The organism is Spirosoma profusum (assembly GCF_014699005.1).
In the GTDB taxonomy this organism is placed as follows: domain Bacteria; phylum Bacteroidota; class Bacteroidia; order Cytophagales; family Spirosomataceae; genus Spirosoma; species Spirosoma profusum.
On record NZ_JACWZY010000007.1, the window covers coordinates 152,870 to 174,609 of the forward strand.

Here is a 21,740-nt window from a genome sequence, read left to right on the forward strand (position 1 = left end):
TTTCGCCCTGATTTGCGTACATCGTTTAAGCCAGTAGAGGGTTAGCAGAATGATAGTCCGATTAGTGTTTTTGAATTCGTTTCACCCGGACAAACTCCGTCCGTTCATCGTCAACTACCACAAAAAACGTACCGCCGGGCAGGTCAGAAATATCCACTACCGCCTGATAAGTTTTTCCGTCACGCTGTAGCGTTGACTGTCGGACCGTCAGGCCACGAACATCCGTTAGACGTAGCGTGGGGGGTGTTGGTCTCGCAGCCGTGATGGAAAGCGATACAATTATTTGCTTAGTCGCCGGATTGGGATACACGTTCAATTCGGCCTTATCATCTAGGGGTTCTGCCGCTAAAATTGTTACGGCAACTTCATCGGAAACCAGTTCGCCACAGCCGTTAACGTTGCCCTTAACGGAGTAGCGGCCCGATTGACCGGCAATATACGTAGTCGACGTAGCACCTGGAATGGGTACGCCATTAATTAACCACTGAATTGAGGAAACGGCATTCGATGTAAGCGTGCCACCATTAACTGTAACAGTGGGCATTTGCGCGGTACGTGACGTAAGCGTGACTGCGGAAGAACGTACCGCCGGGCAAACGCTCGCTACGTCGACCGCGTAACTTCCCGACGTAGCAGCCTGAAGACTATTGCTGGTAGCGCCACTGATAATCTGGCCATTACGGTACCACTGATACGTTAATCCATTGCCCGTATTGGCCTGAAGCGTGAGACTCGCTCCCTGACAAAAACTGGCTGATCCACTTGGTGTAATGCTGGCTGTGGAGGACGTAGCGTTCACCGGACTGACGGCGGTGCGTTGCAAACTAGGGCAATCGAGCGAACGAACCCGCAGGTTATAAAAATAATACCAGGCGGTTTTGAGCGTATCGTTCGTGCTGCCATTTGCAAAAAGTGCCCCTTTGCTGGTTACCACAGGCTGCCCACTCTGCGTTTTAAGCTGATAAGGAAAACCATTAACGCCGACATTACTTCGGAAAATAGACGCTCCGTTGGCGAATTCAATGGTGATTTTATACTCACCCGCCTGCGGAATCTTTAGGTTGAGCGGATAAACGGCCCCCTGATCGTCAGGGTCATCAACGAGCTGATTATTGGTGGTGGCGGTGAGGTTCTGATTTCGGGTGGGCACTACGTCCAGCGTTACGCTCGAAATAGCCGTGTTGTCGTATCGACGTACCGTAAATGTCAACTGACCCGCATTTCCAATGTAGAGTCGCGCACTTTCCAGCACGATGGGTACGGTGGTAGCGATGATGGGCGCCGGACCAAAATTGTTGCTATACGTACCACCACCGAACGCTTTTTTGTCAACTGGCCCTAATGTACCAGAAAAATCGTTGAGCGTAGCGTAGAATTGACGACCGGTAGGTAGCGTTTTTACCGAAATTTGATTTCCAGCCGCAATCAGATTTCCCCCAATTGGCGCGTCGTACCAGAATGCCGTTCCGTTGCTCGTGTTCCGTAGCGAAATGGCCGTATCACTTCCGCAACTAGCCGCTGAAAATAAACCGGCTGCCGGTGCCGGTGACGTAGTGACGTTGGTAATGAGACTGTTATTAGCCGGATTTTGGTCGCTGCTCAGGCTGGTAGTTACGGCAAAACGATACGTTTGTCCGGCAGATAACGTAGTGCCAGCTGGTAACGAAAGCGTCAGACTGCTTTCGCGGAATGCCAAAAGTTTTGTAACCACACCAGTCAGACTTGCTACGTTGGTGTTATTGACGTCTGTCACCTGAATACTGACTGGTACGTTGGCCTGGTCTACGCTGCCAAAGTTTCGCACCCTGACACTCACCGGTACGTCCGCACTAGTCTGGCCGCAGAAATTGGCTCCTGGACTAATCAGTGACGTAGCACCAACATCATTGTTCGTCTGCACTACGTTGAGGACATAATCCTGCGTTTCACCATTTCCATATGTACCACAGGCCGATACGGAAGTGGCGTTATCCGTTTCGGTGGCAACGATACGTAGACGGATAAACTGGCCCTGCTGCACACTGGCGGGTATCGTTACGCTGGCAGCGAATTGTCCTGAGTTCGGTAGTACGTCAGAGGTGGCCAATGTTTCGCCCGCATCGTCGAACGTACCGTTCTGATTCCAGTCGGCGAAGGCTTTCACCACTACGTTTTTCGTAGCGCCACAGGTGCCCAGCGAAACCGTCAGCGGAATTTGCTGGCTGGCCTGGACACTCGTTTTCACTTGGGAAAAATCAGTATACGACGTACAACCGTCAGCGCCGATCTGGTTGATACTCCCAAACTGAACCCGGTTAATTTTTGTGTCGCTGGTCGACGTAGCGGCTGATGCACAGTACGCTGTTCCGCCGATACCGCTGACAAGCAGTGCGTAATCCTGCTTGCTGCCATTGAGTGTATTTTTGTGCGTAACGGTTATCGTATAACTTTTTCCGGGCGTTGGGTCAGCGATTAGTACCTGCTCTACGTTGTCGCGGATGTTATCGCCCCGTGTGGCCGCAGCCGATGGATTATCGGGATTTAGTATCCAGGGCAACGTAGTGGTTTTGCCGTCGGTAATGCGAATATCGAGGTCGTTGACGAGTTTGGGCGTTCGGTCGTTCAGTACGCTCGATGCCATACCCACTGGATCTGTCCAGCAGATGGTTGACATTAGTGGGCCTCTGCCCGAAGCAACTACGGTTAATGAATAGACTTCACTCTGTGCCAGCGTTTTTTCGTCGAGCAGGTAACTCTGGTCGCTATTGAGTAGCAAACGTCCGGCCCGTTCTATATTCAGCAATCCCCAGCCATTCTGATAATCAGGACCTGGCGTGTTACCCGCTTCGTCGGCGGTGTGAATGGCGAGTCCTTTCAGCGTCGATGAACGCAGGAATCGCCCACTGTTACGTTGCGAAAAGAGTTCCTGCAAAAGTAGTAGTGAACCTGCTACGTTGGGCGACGACATCGACGTACCACTGAGCGACGTATAGGCACTGTCATTCTCTGACGTTGAGGATAATACGTTGACACCAACGCCCACAATATCAGGCTTGATACGTCCATCGTCGGTTGGGCCCCAGCTACTAAAATCACTAATGATTACGTCGGTAGGGTAGTTATAACCAAAATTCAGATTGTTGATAGCGCCGACCGTCAGGATGTTTTTAGCGGTGCCATAAGTCGGTATCAGGTCGTAGCCGTTCTGGCTATTCCGGGGGGCCGTGCTGGTTGCGTCACTAACGCCCAGAAAATAAGGCTGACCAGCCCCCGGCCCGTTTGAACCTCGATTATTGCCAGACGATTTGACAATTAAATAATATGGAGACGCCACGGCAATACGGTCCCAGGAAACAGACGTTGAGTTGTAAACACCAAACTTATAATCTTCTGTATTACTGACCGTTGTGTCGCCCCACCATTCCCATTTATTGGCGGTGGTCCGAGAATCGCTAAATACCCATCCAGCATTTGAACCATAGGAATGATTGGAAATCAGGAGATTAGGCCCCGCCGAACTCATCTCGTTGGCATCCTGGTTGAAGTCATAAGCCCGTAGGTTGGTACCGAAGGCCATACCTTTGTCGGCCGTATTGACACCAGCCGCAATCATAATCCCGGCTACGTGGGTGGAGTGGGCAGATAACGTAGCGGCACCATCAGCCTGCGTAACGCGACTCGCCGAATTAGTTCGAAACTCAATGTGGGTGTTACGCACCTTGCCGCCATCCCAGATCGCTAATTTATCCGTCAACGTACTGCCCGAGAGCGATACGCCCAGACTTCCGCCTGCATACAAAGCGTTGGTTCGGGTACTTTGAGCCGCTTTGGTGGTACTGTTGGTGGCATCGTAAAGGAGTTCGCCCCGCTCGCTGATACCACGTAGCGCAACCACGCGGCCCGAAGGCGATTGTTGAAAGATGGGACGCTTCAGTCGCTGGGCTTCGGCAAGCGCTTGTCGGTAATTTTCGGTCTGTTGTTGCTCAATGGATTGCTGTAAGGCTTTTTGGACCACCCGCTGCTGCACATTATACTGCGGTAATGATTGTGCCCGCAGGCTGGCGAACGTAGCGATGACTAAACCGATAGTTGCCCATCCGTCTCTAAAAAATTTCCATAAACGTTGATTCATAAAAAAAAGAGGAAGAATCTGTAACGAGGCTATGTATTTAGTACGAAAAAAAGTGAAGCCTCGTTGCGCGATGGATACTAGTTGTTTCTGAATATACAAAAATAGTTTGTTAAGGAAAAATTTCCAGTTCATGACACTGGATTAGCTAATTGGTATATAAAAACTAAGAATTGATGTAATTGTGATTGTTTGATAAGTATACTATTTTATTATTTGAGGTTATCTAATCAAATGTGATTTTATGAAAACAGTTTACTTATTTGCTAGTGCATTATCTGCATATTGTTTCTTTATTAGCGTTAGTACATCGTTGTTGCCAGCCAATCGTTCGTTCGAAGTAACCAGTAATCTGGCCTTTCAGATTGTGAGTTATGACTGTAATTCAGGTGTATTGCAATACAAAATAACTGGGGGCGATGGCTCGCCTATTAACCTGGTTTTACCCGGCATATTCGCCGGTACGGTCTCGGCGGAGAACGTAGCCACACACACCTTTCCGGGGGATGCCCGCGTAGGACGTACCACTACGGGTTATGCCAACCAATCGGGTAATCAGATTTCGATCACTTTTATCACCAGTTGTAATCTCTCGTTGAACAATCCGGGTAATCCACCTACTAATCCGCCTGCCAATTCACCCTCAGGCGGTAGTCTGGCCTTCCAGATTGTGAGCTACGACTGTAACTCAGGCCTACTGCAATATCAGATGAATGGCGGGGATGGCTCGCCGATTAACCTGACGCTCCCCGGTATATTTGCGGGAAACGTATCGGCGGGCAGCGTTGCTACCCATACGTTTCCGGGTGATGCGCGAACTGGTCGGACGGTGAATGGGACGGCAACTCAGAGCGGAAACCAGATTTCAATCAACTTTACGACAAACTGTAATCTGTCTAATTCGAACCCAAATACGAATCTGCCTTCCAATCCAAATCCGGGCACAAATCCATTATCCGGGAGTAATTTATCATTTCAAATTGTGAGCTATGACTGCAATTCGGGCGTGCTGCAATACAAAATGACAGGAGGAGGCAGTTCACCCGTTAATCTTACATTACCTGGCATATTTGCAGGAACAGTATCTGCTGGAGTAGTAGCATCCCACACGTTCCCCGGTGATGCGCGAGTAGGGCGCACAGTGAACGGGACGGCATCTAAGGATGGCAACCAAATCTCAATCAATTTTACAACCAGTTGTAATTTAACTGGTTCAGGTTCAACACCATCTTCTAATCCCAATTCAGGTAATCAACCCAGTACCTCTAACCCGGCTGGATCTAATTTCAGTGGAAGCTTTGATGAAGCGAATTGCCGTTATATCCGTGGTTGGGTCATGAATAGGAATACGCCTTATCAATCCACAAAGGTTGATATTTATGTGAACGGCTGGCTGGTAGTTAGAAATGCACTAGCGAATCAACCTCGTCAGGATGTAGCCAACGCGTTTGGTATTTCAGGCTATAATTCATTTGGATTCGTTGCATCGATACCCCGTAGCTTTAAGCTGGGAAGTGTGTTGACCATCTCAGTGAAGTATGCAGGCACTAGTACGGATATTCAAGGCAGCCCTAGACTAACAGAAATATGCCCTAATATGTATATAAGTACTACTGGTGGTGGTGATTGTGGTGGACAGGTTGCACGGGTTTTCCCTGGTGCGGAGGAGGCTATCACAACGGTGATCGCACGCACAGGAGCAACGGGATTACAACTCAATGCGGAAAAAATAAAGTCGCTGACCAGCAAACTCATCCCGATGTACAAGGATCGTGAAATCTCCTTACATACTTATGCGTTCACGCCCCTATCTAATGCAAAGAATCTTGCCCCACAGATTACCAAAGCCGTGGTGGGAGGAGCTGTAATAGGTATGGCTTTGTCGCGGCAATCGGCTTTACCTGATCAACGTAGCTCAGCTCAGACCTTGCCCACTGTCGGACTAGGTACCGCTCTGACAATACCGCTAGTCAAAGACGTATTAGCGAATCGACTGCCGAAAGCGGGTATTGAGCTGGCCTTTTATGATAAAAATGGCAAATTTATTTATCGGCAGGTAGCAACAATTAATAAACCGGCACGTAAAGACTGGCAATTACTTCAGATTCGAGGACGTGCCCTACAGGATGGCTACATAGCAATGCGCATCCATAACCGGAACAAAATTCCGGTTTACTTTGATGACATAAAACTAAAGATTACTTCAACGCGGGTGTTAGATAAGAATAACGAAATGGAATTGAATTCACGAAAATTTTCATCTGCTAATGGCTTTGTCATTCAGGTAGACACCGAAAAGAACACCTATCTTACTAGTGCTGATGATGACTGTGAAGAAAGCACAATCGATTTAGGAGCAATAATTACCTTGCAGGAATGGGCGAATCTGACAGGTGGGAATTGGTTAGATCCAGTCAGTGTTACAGCCCCTGCTCCATCCTATGGCTACTCTAACGGAGACGTTGTACCCTTACCTAATACAGGAGGAAGTGGCAACGGAGGTGGGAGTAGTGGTGGTCAGGGAGATCTACCCAGACCTACTCCTGTATTTACAAATGAACCTTTATGTTGTACCCTGAAGCGTATGTGGCAGGCTAGCCTTGATAGTAATGGCCAACCAAAGGTAGAAGTAATGGCTTTGGCAACTAATTTAGGTACACTTGTATTCCCAGTTTCTGGATTAGATTGTGCTGGAACTTATCAAACCAATTCAGTCAGTCGATCATATACTGACATTTTTGGTAATTATGTTATAGTTACTGATGTAAATGGTAATATGAGTACAGTACTGGATTTGTGCGATGGAAGAAGAGTAGAGGTTTATGGCGTATATCATACTCATCCTAGTACAGCAGTTGGTAATCCTTTTCAGCCGAGTCCTGCAGATATAGGATGGGCGGCATCCCATCCGGGAACATCTACATTCATCTTAGGTCAAAATGGATTGATGAGGTATGACGGTAATGGAAATACTTATCCAGCTTTATCCTCTCAAGATTTGGTTAATTGTACTATAAATTGTCCCCAATAACATTATGAATAAAACCTTGCTGTGCTGTCTGGGATTTTGGCTGGTTAGCATCTCAATTAAGGCACAAAGTCAAATAGACATGCTTCTGGATAATGAAGATTTTAAGCCAGTCTTGCAGGAACATTTATGGACAGTTCGTGGACTAAATTTTCCTAACACATCTGTAATCCTACTTCAACCTCAAAAAAATGGTTTGACGGCTTATCTTACAGTATATACGTTCTTAACAGAAGCACAAAAACATTTGCCAGCGAGTTTTACCACAGTGCAGGGCCAGCCTTTTCTAATTTACGATGGTTCTGAACTAAAGGTTGAGGATAAGGAGAGATGGTTTGAAACGGTTAGGACCTTTATTGGTAAACATCTCTGTGATGACGTTGAATTTTTTGAATTATTGAAGAAGCCTGGTCCCAAGGAAATTCGATCTCCATGTAGCGTAATTTATGATGCGCCGATAGAGCAGTTAACTTTTGTTAAGGGGAAATTGAAAAAGCGTCAACTAGTAGGCAAGGTGCCGTATTACCAATGACGTAGTATAATTCTGATAAGGAACATACTACTACGTTTACACCCCGCCCGTCAATCCAGAGACATTTGGATTAGACAGGCGGGTTTGTTTTTAGTGCGGAAGCCCAACTTAGTATAGCCCTATCCTGATGAGATTTAATTGTTTAAAAGTCAGTTTGTTATCCACGCATTCGTGTATTTGAAACAAATAGGCATGTGGGAATATTATAAACAGAGAGATAATAGCTGTCGCTTTTAGCCCGTATGAATGTCGCATAAGCACTGCAAGTAGCACAGCGTTGTTTCTGAAATTTGTCTTGTAACAAACGCTTCAACTACTTCAAAAGCTATGGATACCAGTCAGAAATTACAGCCGGCCGACAGCGGCTATGCAGACGTAAATGGGTTAAACATGTACTATGAGGTTTACGGCAAAGGTAAATCCCTTATACTTTTACATGGCTCTTTTCTGTCGATACCTTTGAATTGGTCACGTATTATACCCTTGTTGGCCAAAGACCGACAAGTAATTGTAGCCGAAATGCAGGGTCACGGTCGCACAAAAGATATAGATCGTAAATTAAGTTACGAAGGCATGGCCGACGATGTATCTGGTTTGCTTAAACACCTCAACGTAGATAGTGCCGACGTACTGGGATACAGCATGGGAACTGGCATAGCTTTTCAGGTAGCCGTGCGCCATCCTGAGCAGGTACGCAGGCTCATAGCGCTGTCAGGGGCTTATGCACACGACGGATGGTGGCCCGATACGGAGGCTAGTTTTGCTACGTTCACCGCAGATATGTTCAAGGGTAGTCAAATAGAAAAAGAATACAATAGACTTGGAAATGATCCAGCCCACTTTCCGGAGCTTGTGAAAAAGATTGTCGGCGTAGACCTAAAATCCTATGATTGGTCGAAAGATGTAAAAAACATACTGGCCCCCATATTCATGGCCATTGGCGATGCCGACGGTGTACGCTATGAGCATGCGCTGGAACTCTTCCGGGCCAAAGGCGGTGGGAAACAAGGTGATTTGCACGGATTGCCAAAATCGCGGCTGGCCATTCTACCGGGTACCACTCATATAGGAATGTTGCATCGGACAGACTGGCTAATACCTATGATCACTGATTTCCTGGATTCCGACCTAAATTCAGAACCGCCCTCTACGTTTTAATGTGTTGGGAATGACGTAGTAAAACTCAACCAAAAATAAATCATTACGTTCTTTTCCGCCCGTCAATCTGTTTAGATTTGGCGGGCGGGTTTGTTGTATGGTACAAGTGCCAACGTAGTATAGCCCGGATAGGGAAAGATTAAATTGTTTTACTATACAGGTAGTTAAACCTTTGTGTCATCTGCACATCTTATTGGCTCAACCTTCTCCTTTGCTGATGGATATAGTGACAAAACAACCTCAGGAGATTGCCCGATTGCGCTACCTATATAGCCGGGCCGGATTCGGTGCTACACCCGCTGAACTGACTGAAGCGTCCCGGCAATCGTTACGTAAGGTGGTGAGAAAACTGGTAAAAGATAGCGAATCCATCACCGATCTACAGGTTGTAGAAGCTGATCAGAATGAAACGAAGCGGCAACTGAAAGGGCTATTTCGGGATGGGCAGCTTGATAAAGACATGCTGAAAGAGCGCATCCGGCAGAACGCCGAAAAAGTGCGTGATCTCAACCTGCAATGGATTGATCAGATGGCATTGGGGAAATCGGCGTTACGTGAAAAAATGGCCCTTTTCTGGCATAGTCATTTTGCCTGTCGGGCGCAGGGGCGTAATCCGCTTTTCATGCAGAAGTACGCTAACACGCTACGTCAGAATGCGTTGGGCCGTTTCGGCGATTTGCTGATGGCCATCTCGAAATCACCGGCGATGCTTCAATTTCTGAACAATCAACAAAACCGAAAAAACGCGCCCAACGAGAATTTCGCCCGCGAAGTGATGGAGTTGTTTACACTAGGTCGGGGCAATTATTCGGAGCATGATATTAAGGAAGCCGCCCGCGCTTTTACTGGCTGGCAGTTTACTTCAGATGGTAAATTCGTGTTTCGGGAGCGCGTACACGACGAAGGGGAGAAAACAATTTTTGGCAAAACCGGCGCTTATAAAGGCGAGGACGTAGTGGATATGCTGCTCGAACGGAAAGAAACGGCACGGTTCATTACCGCTAAAATCTATCGCTTCTTCGTGAATGAAGAGGAAGATAAAAAGCAGGTCGATACGTTAGCCGAGCAGTTTTATAAGAGCAACTACGACATCGCTCAGTTGATGGAGACGATCTTCTCTGCTGACTGGTTCTACGATTCCAAAAACATTGGTTCGCACATCAAATCGCCGGTCGAGTTGCTGGCTGGCCTGCGTCACACACTTGGTGTTCAGTTTGATCAGCCACAACCGCAGATTTTTGTTCAGCGAACACTCGGGCAACTGCTTTTTTATCCACCGAACGTAGCGGGCTGGCCGGGCGGCAAAAACTGGATCGATTCATCGAGTCTACTATTTCGGATGCAGTTGCCCAATTACGTACTGAAAGCGGCTGAAGTAGCGATACGCCCAAAAGAGGATGGCGACGTGAACACGGAGCCACTGGCCCGAAAAGGAGCAGCCCGTTTCCAGACAAAAATTGACTGGGCCGATTTCGAAGCGTCGTTCGCGAAAATCAGCGACAATGCGCTAACTGACGCCATCGCACTCACTTTACTGCCATTCCCACTACGCGCCGAACAACGTAGCATTGTCGAAAAACAAACTAAACCCGATCAGACTCGCTCTGAGCGCATCCGTGCCCTAACAGCCGCGCTTATGAGCCTGCCCGAGTATCAACTGACATAATTGTGATTGAGCGAATGAACCGTAGAAACTTCCTGAAACAATCGGCTTTTACGACGGCGGGAACTATGCTGATTCCGCATTTTCTGAAAGCCTACGAAGCGCAGATGATGGGCCAGACGGCCGCATCGAACGGAAAAATCGTTGTGATTGTGCAGCTGTCGGGCGGAAACGACGGCCTGAATACCGTTGTCCCTTACCGTAATGACATCTACTACCGCGAGCGTCCGACGATTGCGATACGCCCGGAAAAGGTGCTGAAACTCAACGATGATATTGGTGTGCACCCTTCTATGGGACCTATAAAAGCGTTATATGACGAAGGGTTGGTAACGGTTATAAACAACGTTGGCTATCCTAATCCCGACCGCTCGCACTTCCGCTCGATGGACATTTGGCAAACCGCCAGCGATTCCGACAAGTACGTGCATACCGGCTGGGTTGGCCGTTATCTCGACGCGACTTGTGCCAGTAAGCCGCAACAGCCATTCCGTACCATTGAGGTTGATGAAACGTTGAGTCTGGCCATGAAGGGCGATACGTTGAATGGCCTGGCTCTGCTGGACCCTAAAAAACTGTATAACCAGACACGTAGTGGATTGGTCACCAATCTGAGTAAGGAACAGCCAGCCAACCAACATCACTCAGTTTCGTACCTGTACAAAACACTAGCCGAAACGGTATCATCAGCAGAGTACGTATTCAATAAGGCGAAAGTAGCCGCTACGTCGACGAGCTATCCGGCCAGTGAGTTGGGTAATCGGCTGAAAACGGTGTCACAACTCGTTCAATCAGGCGTTAATACCAGCATTTACTACGTATCGATTAGCGGTTTCGATACGCACATCAATCAGCCGGGGCAGCAGGAGCGGTTGTTGGGTCAATATGCCGAAGCGGTTGGTACGTTCATGAACGATTTGAAACTGGCAGGACGCCAGAATGACGTATTACTGATGACGTTTTCGGAGTTTGGCCGTCGGGTAAAACAGAACGCCAGCAACGGAACCGACCATGGTACAGCCAATAACGTATTTCTGATAGGCGGTGGGCTTCCCTCAAAACGTGTCCTGAATGAAGCACCGAATCTGACCAAACTCGACGAAGGCGATTTAGTCTATTCCGTAGATTTTCGGCAAGTATATGCCACCATTCTCCGCGATTATCTTGGAGTCGACGACGTAGCGATTCTAGGCCGAAAGTTTGATGGACTGAAGATTGTGTGATAAGTCGAGATAAAGAATCAGTAAGTTGATTGTGTTAGCCAAAGTAACCTGAAAGTCGAATGCCGTATTTCCTGACTGATTGTCAAATAGATAAGTAGTTGTATTTTGACCGAAAAATCACTCGCTTGATTATGGCTAAGTCTAAACTTACAATCATTTGCCTATTTATTCAATGTCTGGCTTGTTCTCAGGCAGATCGGTCAAATCCGCAGGAAACAGTACTCGCTTCACCTTTAGAAGGGAGCTGGGAGTTAGTGGAAAATCGGGTAAAAGGCGAACTTGTTATGCCCCAACGATATCCGCAGCAGTTTAAGATTTTTCACGATGGATTTTTTAGTTATCTGATGTATAAACCAGACGGTAGCTTTTATAATGCCGGAGCTGGCACGTATCTGGTTGAAGGAAATCGCTTTAAAGAAAAGTTTCTTTACTATTCCGATACAGTCTACGTTGGTTCTTCAGATTGGCAAGAGTGGAAGTTGGAAGGAGATACGCTTTATTTTTATGGCTTCAGCAGGCGTTCGACAAAAGTGGCCGGGATGTTACACAGGAGTGGGGACAAAATAAGTTCGTGGAAAAACGAGTTCGGGCTAGACGTAATTTGTAGTCGTCGATTGTGGCATGTTTAGATCAGGGATAAAATAACTGATTAACTTTTATTTACATTCTTTAAACTACAACTTCCACAAATTGCTGATAGCTAATCGCTCTACGCCAGCATCTATCAATTTTTCCAACTGCTGCTCACTGGCGCCGTCGGCTACGATTTTTACGCCCACTGATCTCGGAACCAGTTGCCGGAACGTAACAGCTGATTCGTGGTGATACGTTGGTTGACTAGCCTTTTCTAACGTAACAAAACCCGTTGCATTCTTGATAAAATCGGTTCCGGCGTCGGCAGCTAGTTTGATGAGCTGCTTTTGCTGATCGACCGTGAGTAAAGCCGATTCCAGAATAACGGTGAAGAATTTTTCTTTCGCATGAACCGGAGCGACCAGTTTGGCCAACTCAATTTTTAACCAAACCGATGCAGGCGAAAACAGCGCCGACGTATTGATCACTACTTCAATCTCAGTTGCGCCATCAGCCAGCGCCCATTCGATTTCGGTCTGCTTAGCTTCGGTACGTTGGTAGCCAAACGGAAACCCAATAACCGTTGCTAGCGTAGCGGGATGTGTTTCTCCCATTTCCCGGCGGAACTTCTTTACCCAGAACGGCGAAACCGTCATTCCTGCCAACCCCAACTGTGTCACTTCATCCAGTACCTCGTACTGCTCATTCAGGGAAACTCCCGGATGCAGCAACGTCCGCTCGATGTACGGGAAGAGGTGGTTCATGGATGTGTATTGAGCGAAAGTATGAAAGAGTGAAAGAGCGAATTTCCTATGCTCTTTCACTCTTTCATACTTTCGCTCTTTTATTAATTAAAGTACTTCAACTTGATGACTTCCTTCGGTTCGAGGAAGCGCCATTTACCACGGGGAAGTTCTTTTTTGGTCAGGCCGGCATACGTAGTACGGTCGAGTTTGGAGACTTCGTAACCGAAGTGTTCAAAAAGTCGGCGGACGATGCGATTGCGACCCGAGTGAATTTCGATTCCCACTACGTAGGCGTCGGGGGTTACAATGCTGATGGCGTCGGGCTTGATGGGGCCGTCTTCCAGTTCAATGCCTTGCTGAATGGCTTCAAAATGCTCGGCCGTCATCGGCTTATCCAGCTCAACCTGATAGATTTTGCGGATGTTGTTCGATGGGTGCGTGAGCCTGTCGGCCAGTTCGCCATCATTGGTCAGAAGCAGCAAACCCGTGGTATTGCGATCCAGCCGACCGACCGGATACATGCGATAATTACCGGCATCGGCTACTAATTCCATCACTGTTTTACGTTCCTCTGGATCGTCGGTGGTGGTGATGAAATCTTTAGGTTTGTTCAACAGTACATAGACGAAACGTTCTGGATTCAGCACTTTGGTGCCATATTTCACCGTATCGCCATCTTTAACTTTAAAGCCCATTTCCGTCACGACTTTGCCGTTGACCGAAATATCACCACGAGCAATTAGTTCATCTGCTTCCCGGCGGGAGCAAACGCCTGAGTTGGCAATGTATCGGTTCAGGCGTATCAGGCCAGCTTCTTCAGGTGATTTCCGTTTGGGTTTGTCGAAATCGCTGGCACCAGTGTTACGTTTCGGTTTGAACGGCTTTTCCTCCGACGAAGGCGTACGATAATTGGGCGCTTTGTCATATTTCCCCGTGCGACGTTCACCGGATTCTTTACGTTGCTCTGGTGAAAAACGGGAATTTTCAGATTGGTTGGCTTCGTCGTTACGGCTGTTACGGCGGCCCCCGTTACGTTGGTCATCGTTTCCAGAACGACCTCTATTCCGATTATCATTGTCTCGATTGAATCCGCCTTCGCGCTTGAATGTTGGGCGTTCATCCCGCGAAAAACGGTTGGGACCGTCGTTACGTCGTGGCGAGTCGTTATCCCGGTCGCGACGGAAATTTGGACGGTCATCGTTACGTCGGTCTGAAAAACGGTCCCCGCTACGTTGGTCATCGTTTCCAGAACGATCGCGGGGTTTGCCCCACTCTGGTTTCCGTTCCTGCCATCTGCCGCTACGTTGTTCGTCATTTCGCGGTCCGTCGCTACGGTTATCGTCGCGATTGAAGCGGGGGCGTTCAGTATTCCGGTCGTCCCGGTTGAAACGAGGTCGATCACCGTCGCGGTCATCACGGCGAAAACTGGGTTTATCGTTACGTTGGTCGTTGAAACGGCGTTCGCTGCCAAACCGGTCGGTGTTACGTTCAACACGTGAATTCTGGCTCCGGTTTTCGTCCCGATTTCCGCCAGAAAATCGGTCGTTGTTACCTCTCGGCCGGTCATTATCGCGGGGAGCGGGTCGATCACTACGTTCCCGGTTGAAATGGGGTTTATCATCGCGCGACCCGACATTATCCCGTTGAGGGTGCTCGCGATTGGAGCGGGGAGGGCGGCTTTCGGAATCATCCCGATGGGGACGTCCTTCAAAACGGTCGTTATTGCCTCTTGGACGGTCATTGTCACGCGAAAATGGTCGGTCGCTACGTTCCCGATTGAAACGTGGCTTATCGTCGCGGCTATTAAAATCTCTCGAATTGTCTGACCGATTAAAACGAGGTCGGTCGTTATCGCTGTTGCGAGTAAAGCGTGGGGCGTCATCCCGACGGCCAACTGAACGACCCTCCCGCTGGGGGCCACCATCACGGTTAGGGCGTCGGCCCCGGTCGTTCTGTTCTGAATCCTGATTCATGGAAAAATACAGTAAATCGTATTGTTATTGAAGAAGATAAGGCTGATTGTCAGCTTTTTTACCTGCGTAGTTTCGAAATGGGGTGCAAAGTTACGTCTTTTTTCAGGAACGTAGTATTAGGTGGTTTTATGCAAACAATTTTTATCGAAAAAACAATCCACAGACGTCTGGAATACTAGGTAATAGTTGTCAGTCGTTAGTCGATAGTCACTATGTAGCCGACAGCCGGAGCCTAACGACTGCTGACTAATGACCCTTGACGAAATTCCCTATGCCCCGAACAACTTTGTCTCCACTTTATGCTCCGTCGCGGCAAGCCATCGAGCAATCCTGCATGAAGCGATATATGGACTGGTTATTCGTCAAGAAAGGGCTCTATTTTCGGGATTACGACGATTTGTGGGACTGGTCGGTCACCGATCTGGAAGACTTCTGGGAAAGCATCTGGCAGTTTTTCGACATTCAGTCGCATACACCTTACAAGCAGGTTGTGTTCCGACCGTCGGGGCGGGATATGATTGGAACAGAATGGTTTTCGGGCGCCACGCTCAATTACGCAGAACATATTTTTCGGCAGAAAACGACTCAACGGCATTCAGACCCACCCGCCCTACTGTATGCGTCAGAGCATCAGTCTTTAAAGTCTATTTCGTGGGAAATGCTCGAACAGGACGTAGCGGCAGTAGCCACGTACCTGCGCCAGCAAGGCGTTGGCGTTGGCGATCGGGTAGTGGCTGTGCTGCCGAACATTCCTGAAGCAGTTGTGGCGTTTCTGGCAACAAATGCTATTGGGGCAGTGTGGTCGAGTTGTTCGCCGGATTTTGGAACGGCCAGCCTAGTGGAACGGTTTCGACAGGTTGAGCCAAAAGTGCTGATTGCGGCTGACGGTTATCATTACAACGGTAAGTCTATTGACAAAACGGAGTCAATTCAGGAACTGATAACGCGGCTGCCCACGCTACGTCAGGTTATCTGGGTACCTTATCTGGCTGGTGATTCTGCTACATTATCGGAAACATGGCCTGAGTCGATAAGCCAGTCGCGACGATTTTCAATCCATTGGGACGACGTTTTGGCAACCCCCGCACCTGATGGATTGACGTTTGAAGCCGTTCCGTTCGCGCATCCCATCTGGATATTGTATTCGTCGGGTACTACCGGAAAGCCGAAAGCCATTACCCACAGCGTGGGCGGCTGCCTGCTCGAACACCTGAAAGCGCTGGCGCTGCATCAGGACGTACGTGTGGGCGAGCGGTATTTCTGGTATTCGACTACGGGCTGGATGATGTGGAATTATGCAGTTGGGTCGATGCTCACTGGTGCTACGTTGGTTCTGTACGACGGTTCGCCGGCCTATCCTGATTTAAACGTACTCTGGAAACTCGCCGACGACGCTCGTATTCAGCATTTTGGTGGTGGTGCTGCTTATTTCCTGGGATGCCTGCGCGCGGGCCTAAAACCTGGTACTACGTTCCGGCTGAATTACCTGCGTAGTATTGGTTCAACCGGTTCGCCGTTGCCATCCGAAGGATTTCGGTGGATATATGAATCGGTGAAGTCGAATGTATGGCTGATTTCGTTGAGTGGCGGAACCGATGTTTGCAGTGCGTTTGTAGGCGGAAACCCATTACTGCCCGTTTATGAAGGAGAAATTCAGTGCCGAATGCTGGGTAGTAAAGTTGAAGCGGTCGATGGGAAGGGAAAACCGGTTCGTGAGGAGTTGGGTGAGATGGTCATTCAGGAACCCATGCCGTCGATGCCCATTTATTTCTGGAACGATCCTGATAACAACCGCTACCGGAAAAGCTATTTCGAGGAGTATCCCGGTATCTGGCGGCACGGCGATTATATACGAATCACCGAACGTAACGGCGTTATTATTTATGGTCGTTCCGACGCTACGTTAAACCGCGATGGGATACGTATTGGCACCAGCGAAATTTATAGTGCTGTAGAAAGCTTACCCGAAATCGCGGATAGTCTGGTCGTCGGTCTTGAACAACCGGGCGGCCGCTATTTTATGCCCTTATTCGTGGTGTTACGTAACGGCGCTACGTTAACGGATATGTTGAAAGATCGTATCCGGCAAACGCTACGTACCCAGCTCAGTCCGCGCCATGTGCCTGATGCCGTATATGCGATTGAGGAAATACCTTATACGATCAGTGGCAAAAAACTGGAAACACCCGTCAAGAAGATTCTGGCCGGCATGGACCCGACACTGGCGACCAGCAAAGACACGCTACGTAATCCGGATTCGCTGGCGCAGTTTGTTGGGTTTACAATCAGTCGGTGAGGTAAAGTCGATTCGCCAAACAGAAGTAGTCTGACCAATTAGGAAATTTTAACAGTATGTTAAGTTTCTGGCAAACATTTCGCTATCTTCCAAACGTTAAAGAGGTATACAGACTACTCAGCTCATTACGTCCAGATGGATACAGAAAATAAATTTGAGAACGAGCCCATGCGTGAGGATGCAGGTGGACCCACAAATCGGATTCAGAATGATAAAGCGACCGTTCGGCTGCCGATGCTCGTGGGAATCACACTGGCCGGTGGCATGCTCATTGGCGCTACGTTCTTCGGGGGCACCAAGAGCCTGAACAGCATTGGCCGGGGTTATACCAAATACCGGGAAATTCTTCAATTGATTGAAAACAACTACGTTGATACGGTCAATACGGACGATCTGGTTGATTTCTCGATTGAGAAAATGCTCCAGAAACTCGACCCACATACGGCCTATATGAATCCGCAGGATGCCGTTGCGGCCCGGTCGCAGTTGGAAGGTGGTTTCGATGGAATCGGTGTTGAATTCAACATCTACAAAGACACCGTCTACGTAGTAACTCCGCTGGCGGGTGGCCCGTCGGAAGCGGCTGGTATTCTGAGTGGCGATAAAATTATCAAAGTCGATGATAAGCCGCTGGCGGGAGGGAAAATTGAAAATAGTGCTGTTTTTAAGGCACTACGTGGCAAACGTGGTTCGGAGGTGAAACTGACCATCTTGCGCAAAGGCGATAAAGAGCCTAAAGTATTCGCCATCACCCGCGACCGGATTCCAACGTATTCTGTCGATGCGGCCTACATGATCGACGCCAAAACGGGCTATCTGAAAATCAACCGATTCTCCGAAACTACGTACGACGAGTTTAAAACAGCGTTGACTTCGCTGAAATCGCAGGGAATGTCGCAACTCCTACTCGACTTACGTAACAACCCCGGCGGCTATATGGACCGCGCTACCAGCATTGCCGACGAATTTATTTCGGGCAATAAGTTGCTGGTTTACACCGACGGTAAAGACAACCGCTACGACCGCAAAACTTTCGCCCGCTTTACGGGACAGTTTGAAGAAGGTGCCTTAGTGGTGCTGGTCGATGAAGGCAGTGCGTCGGCTTCCGAGATTGTGGCTGGTGCTTTGCAGGATCACGACCGGGCGCTGATTGCAGGTCGGCGGTCGTTTGGTAAAGGGCTGGTACAGATGCCCGTTACGTTGTCGGACGGTTCTGAACTCCGACTGACGATTTCGCGCTATTACACGCCCAGCGGACGTAGCATTCAGAAGCCTTACGTACCGGGTCATGAAGGCGATTACGAAAAAGATCTCGAAGTCCGCTCGAAACGGGGCGAATATTACATTGCTGATTCGATCAAAAACGACCCTAAACTGAAATTCAAAACCGATGGTGGTCGGGTAGTTTATGGAGGAGGTGGCATTACGCCTGACTACTTTATTCCGCGTGATTCGAGCTGGCAAACACCTTACCTGATTCACCTATACAGCAAGAATATCATTCGTGAATTTGCGATGGAGTACACCAATGACAATCGGAAAAAACTCGAAAAGATGTCGTTTGCCGAGTTCGATAAAGCCGTTGTTATTGGTGACGATCAGATGAATCGTCTGGTAAAAGACGCTACTGCTGAAGGGATTAAGTTTAATGAGAAAGAATTTAATCGTTCGAAAAACTACATCCGTAATCAGATTAAAGCGCTGGTGGCGCGGACGGTGTTCCAGAAAAGCAACAAGGGCGGTCAGAACAACGAGTTTTTCCGTGTAATCGCCCAAACTGACGATACGTATCAGAAAGCCATCAAGCTATTCGACCGGGCCGATAAACTGGAACACGGCATGTTTTCGTATAATCAGAAATAAGACGTAATACTTAATAAAAACGGCGAAGGGAACTGATTAACGGTTCCCTTCGCCGTTTTTGGCCGCGACAGGCGCTGGCTGTCAGCTACGTAGTATAGACCTAATTAGTCACTATCGCGACTTCGACAGGTGGAGCCTAATTACTGCCGCTTTTTAAACTGGTATGCAAAGCCCAGAAACGACTGAAGATTGCCGGTTTTGAAATCTTTGCGGGAATAAGGCGCAATTTCGAAAGCGATACGTAGATTAGGCATAAATGTAAGCGGCTTAATTCGAACACCTATGTGCAGCGAGTAACCTTCCAGAACATCGCGGTTGTCGATGCCGTTCAACGCGTTGAACCGAATGCCCAGCCCGGTATAGTAATTGACCTGCGTCTGGCGCGATACGTTAATCATCGGACAAATAGTTGTGCTGAGCGACCCAAACAACGTATTGGTTTGCATTCGGGCGTCGAGCCAGAAGCCCCGGTCGGAGTTGGTACTAACCGACACTACGTTATTAAATGGATAATAGGCGACTGATGCCTGTCCGAAGGCCGATAGGGCGCTCCCCAACAGCAAAGCGATTAGTACGTGTTTCATAGCCGCAAAACAACAACTTTCTACCTGTTTTCTTTGTACCTTTACGGCTCTTTTTTCGATAATCACCCTCTGGAAATGTCTTGGTTCGTCCGAAAAGATAAAGGGATTCAGACCCCAACCGAAATGAAGCGGGAAGCTCCCGACGGCTTGTGGTATCAGTGTCCCAACTGTAAAAAAGCAATGCAGACACGGGAGCATAAGCTCAATGCCTATACCTGTGTTCACTGCAATTACCACGAAAAAATAGGCTCAGAAGCTTACTTTTCGATTCTGTTCGATGAGAACGAGTTCACGGAGATGGATGCCGATATGCGGTCGGGCGATCCGCTCCATTTTGTGGATACCAAGCCTTACCCAGCGCGGATTAAGTCGACCATTGAGAAAACCGGCCTGAAAGATGCCGTTCGGACAGCGCACGGTCCTGTAAACGGACTAACTGTTACGATAGCTGTCATGGATTTCAACTTTATCGGCGGCTCGATGGGTTCGGTAGTTGGTGAAAAGATTGCCCGCGCTATCGATCACGCTATTCAGAACAAAACGCCGTTTCTGATGATTTCGCGATCTGGTGGTGCCCGGATGATGGAAGCTGGTTTCTCGCTGATGCAAATGGCCAAAACATCGGCCAAACTGGCCCTGCTCGACAAAGCCAAATTGCCTTACATTTCGCTCTTGACTGATCCGACAACAGGTGGCGTAACAGCTTCCTACGCTATGTTGGGTGATTTCAATATCGCGGAACCAGAAGCCCTGATTGGTTTTGCCGGTCCACGTGTTATCCGCGAAACGATTGGAAAAGATTTGCCAAAAGGCTTCCAAAGCGCCGAATTCGTCCTCGATCATGGGTTCCTTGACTTCATTGTCGATCGGAAAGATTTGAAAGACAAAGTATTAAGTTTGTTTAAAATGCTCCTGTAGCATTGGGTAGAGGGGTAAGGGCATGGGGTACCCACTTCTGCCCAATGCCCAATGCCCAATGCCCTCTGCCTTATGCGTCTCGTATCCCACCCGGTGCTCTGCAATTACTACGTGACGTATCGCTGCAATGCGAGCTGTAGTTTTTGCGACATCTGGGAGCGGCCTTCGCCATACGTTACGTTAGAAAGTGCCCGACAGAACTTCCGCGACCTCAAAAAACTAGGCGTCAGGGTTATTGATTTTACAGGCGGGGAACCTTTACTGCACCGCCAACTGCCCGAATTGCTTCAGGAAGCCAAGCAACTGGGCTTCATCACGACCGTTACAACCAATGCCCTGCTTTACCCCAAACAGGCGGAACGACTCCGGGGGCTGGTCGATATGCTTCATTTCTCGCTCGATTCGCCGGTGGCAGAAGAACACGACCGCTCTCGTGGCGTTACGTGTTTCGATAAAGTGATGGAATCGATTGCGATTGCCCGGCAATTGGGCGAACGCCCTGATATTCTATTTACGGTTTTCGAACGTAACGCGCACCAAATCAGGCAGATGCACGAAGAGATTTGCCTGCCCAACGATTTGGTCCTGATTCTCAACCCTGTTTTCGAGTACAATACGGTTGAGACCGGCGAACGTTTTACTGATACTACGTTACGTCAATTGTCGGGATGGGGGAAACAGAAAAATGTGTATCTGAACGAAGGATTTATTCAATTACGTCGGGATGGTGGCAATAAAGTCGATGACCCCGTTTGTCGGGCAGCCAGTACTACTATCGTTATTTCGCCCGAAAATAAAATTGTGCTGCCCTGCTACCATCTAGGTCTGAAAGATTTTCCAATCGACAATAATCTGTTTAACCTGTATCGTTCTGAGGAAGTTCAGAAACTGGTAGCGTTGGAAGGACGACTACCCGGTTGTGAAAGCTGCGCGATTAATTGTTACATGCAGCCTTCTTTTGCCGTGGAAGTGAACAAATATTTCTGGCAGGCGCTCCCCAGTACATTAAAATATAACTGGGTCAAAGGTACCTGGAAACAGCTTTTTTAACCTTTTTGTCATTCTGAGGTACGAA

The 21,740-nt window shown here is 48.4% G+C and carries 14 protein-coding genes; 10 read left to right on the plus strand and 4 right to left on the minus strand.

Features of this window, described 5'->3' with window-relative positions:
- Window positions 1-61 precede the first annotated feature (61 nt).
- Window positions 62-4,111, minus strand: a complete 4,050-nt coding sequence (locus IC229_RS10820) for a S8 family serine peptidase (protein ID WP_190886980.1) — start codon at window positions 4,109-4,111, stop codon at window positions 62-64.
- A gap of 241 nt (window positions 4,112-4,352) precedes the next feature.
- Here IC229_RS10820 and IC229_RS10825 point away from each other — a divergent pair, with 241 nt between their 5' ends.
- The 6 genes from IC229_RS10825 to IC229_RS10850 all read left to right on the plus strand — a co-directional run bounded on the left by IC229_RS10825 (window position 4,353) and on the right by IC229_RS10850 (window position 12,341).
- Window positions 4,353-7,139 (plus strand): hypothetical protein, encoded by a 2,787-nt coding sequence (locus IC229_RS10825; RefSeq protein ID WP_190886981.1) that lies wholly within the window; start codon window positions 4,353-4,355, stop codon window positions 7,137-7,139.
- A 4-nt stretch (window positions 7,140-7,143) separates the two neighbouring features.
- Complete coding sequence (locus IC229_RS10830; RefSeq protein WP_190886982.1) at window positions 7,144-7,668, plus strand: hypothetical protein; 525 nt, start codon at window positions 7,144-7,146, stop codon at window positions 7,666-7,668.
- Between the two features lie 327 nt (window positions 7,669-7,995).
- Window positions 7,996-8,826: an alpha/beta fold hydrolase gene (locus tag IC229_RS10835; RefSeq protein ID WP_190886983.1), complete on the plus strand. Its 831-nt coding sequence runs from the start codon at window positions 7,996-7,998 to the stop codon at window positions 8,824-8,826.
- A 217-nt stretch (window positions 8,827-9,043) separates the two neighbouring features.
- On the plus strand, window positions 9,044-10,492 hold the full coding sequence (locus IC229_RS10840) for a DUF1800 domain-containing protein (protein WP_190886984.1): 1,449 nt from the start codon (window positions 9,044-9,046) through the stop codon (window positions 10,490-10,492).
- Between the two features lie 14 nt (window positions 10,493-10,506).
- On the plus strand, window positions 10,507-11,712 hold the full coding sequence (locus tag IC229_RS10845) for a DUF1501 domain-containing protein (protein ID WP_190886985.1): 1,206 nt from the start codon (window positions 10,507-10,509) through the stop codon (window positions 11,710-11,712).
- A gap of 131 nt (window positions 11,713-11,843) precedes the next feature.
- Window positions 11,844-12,341: a hypothetical protein gene (locus IC229_RS10850; protein ID WP_190886986.1), complete on the plus strand. Its 498-nt coding sequence runs from the start codon at window positions 11,844-11,846 to the stop codon at window positions 12,339-12,341.
- A 45-nt stretch (window positions 12,342-12,386) separates the two neighbouring features.
- Here IC229_RS10850 and IC229_RS10855 read toward each other — a convergent pair whose 3' ends face one another.
- Complete coding sequence (locus IC229_RS10855; RefSeq protein WP_190886987.1) at window positions 12,387-13,049, minus strand: deoxyribose-phosphate aldolase; 663 nt, start codon at window positions 13,047-13,049, stop codon at window positions 12,387-12,389.
- An 83-nt stretch (window positions 13,050-13,132) separates the two neighbouring features.
- Complete coding sequence (locus IC229_RS10860) at window positions 13,133-15,004, minus strand: pseudouridine synthase (protein ID WP_190886988.1); 1,872 nt, start codon at window positions 15,002-15,004, stop codon at window positions 13,133-13,135.
- A 271-nt stretch (window positions 15,005-15,275) separates the two neighbouring features.
- Here IC229_RS10860 and IC229_RS10865 point away from each other — a divergent pair, with 271 nt between their 5' ends.
- On the plus strand, window positions 15,276-17,300 hold the full coding sequence (locus tag IC229_RS10865; RefSeq protein WP_190886989.1) for an acetoacetate--CoA ligase: 2,025 nt from the start codon (window positions 15,276-15,278) through the stop codon (window positions 17,298-17,300).
- A gap of 135 nt (window positions 17,301-17,435) precedes the next feature.
- Window positions 17,436-19,163 carry a S41 family peptidase gene (locus IC229_RS10870; protein WP_190886990.1) on the plus strand — a complete coding sequence of 576 codons (1,728 nt, stop codon included), beginning with the start codon at window positions 17,436-17,438 and terminating at the stop codon, window positions 19,161-19,163.
- A 140-nt stretch (window positions 19,164-19,303) separates the two neighbouring features.
- Here the strand turns inward: IC229_RS10870 and IC229_RS10875 are convergent, their stop codons facing one another.
- Complete coding sequence (locus tag IC229_RS10875; RefSeq protein ID WP_190886991.1) at window positions 19,304-19,747, minus strand: hypothetical protein; 444 nt, start codon at window positions 19,745-19,747, stop codon at window positions 19,304-19,306.
- Window positions 19,748-19,822: 75 nt separating this feature from the next.
- Between IC229_RS10875 and accD the strand changes: the two genes are divergently transcribed.
- Window positions 19,823-20,665, plus strand: coding sequence for an acetyl-CoA carboxylase, carboxyltransferase subunit beta (accD, locus tag IC229_RS10880; protein WP_190886992.1), 843 nt, complete (start codon window positions 19,823-19,825; stop codon window positions 20,663-20,665).
- 72 nt (window positions 20,666-20,737) lie between these two features.
- Window positions 20,738-21,715 carry a radical SAM protein gene (locus IC229_RS10885; protein ID WP_190886993.1) on the plus strand — a complete coding sequence of 326 codons (978 nt, stop codon included), beginning with the start codon at window positions 20,738-20,740 and terminating at the stop codon, window positions 21,713-21,715.
- The last annotated feature ends 25 nt before the right edge of the window (window positions 21,716-21,740 follow it).

Coding starts and splice junctions, on each gene's coding strand:
- IC229_RS10820 (WP_190886980.1), bottom strand. CDS start 4,111: ATGAATCAACGTTTATGGAAATTTTTTAGAGACGGATGGGCAACTATC.
- IC229_RS10825 (WP_190886981.1), top strand. CDS start 4,353: ATGAAAACAGTTTACTTATTTGCTAGTGCATTATCTGCATATTGTTTC.
- IC229_RS10830 (WP_190886982.1), top strand. CDS start 7,144: ATGAATAAAACCTTGCTGTGCTGTCTGGGATTTTGGCTGGTTAGCATC.
- IC229_RS10835 (WP_190886983.1), top strand. CDS start 7,996: ATGGATACCAGTCAGAAATTACAGCCGGCCGACAGCGGCTATGCAGAC.
- IC229_RS10840 (WP_190886984.1), top strand. CDS start 9,044: ATGGATATAGTGACAAAACAACCTCAGGAGATTGCCCGATTGCGCTAC.
- IC229_RS10845 (WP_190886985.1), top strand. CDS start 10,507: ATGAACCGTAGAAACTTCCTGAAACAATCGGCTTTTACGACGGCGGGA.
- IC229_RS10850 (WP_190886986.1), top strand. CDS start 11,844: ATGGCTAAGTCTAAACTTACAATCATTTGCCTATTTATTCAATGTCTG.
- IC229_RS10855 (WP_190886987.1), bottom strand. CDS start 13,049: ATGAACCACCTCTTCCCGTACATCGAGCGGACGTTGCTGCATCCGGGA.
- IC229_RS10860 (WP_190886988.1), bottom strand. CDS start 15,004: ATGAATCAGGATTCAGAACAGAACGACCGGGGCCGACGCCCTAACCGT.
- IC229_RS10865 (WP_190886989.1), top strand. CDS start 15,276: ATGCCCCGAACAACTTTGTCTCCACTTTATGCTCCGTCGCGGCAAGCC.
- IC229_RS10870 (WP_190886990.1), top strand. CDS start 17,436: ATGGATACAGAAAATAAATTTGAGAACGAGCCCATGCGTGAGGATGCA.
- IC229_RS10875 (WP_190886991.1), bottom strand. CDS start 19,747: ATGAAACACGTACTAATCGCTTTGCTGTTGGGGAGCGCCCTATCGGCC.
- accD (WP_190886992.1), top strand. CDS start 19,823: ATGTCTTGGTTCGTCCGAAAAGATAAAGGGATTCAGACCCCAACCGAA.
- IC229_RS10885 (WP_190886993.1), top strand. CDS start 20,738: ATGCGTCTCGTATCCCACCCGGTGCTCTGCAATTACTACGTGACGTAT.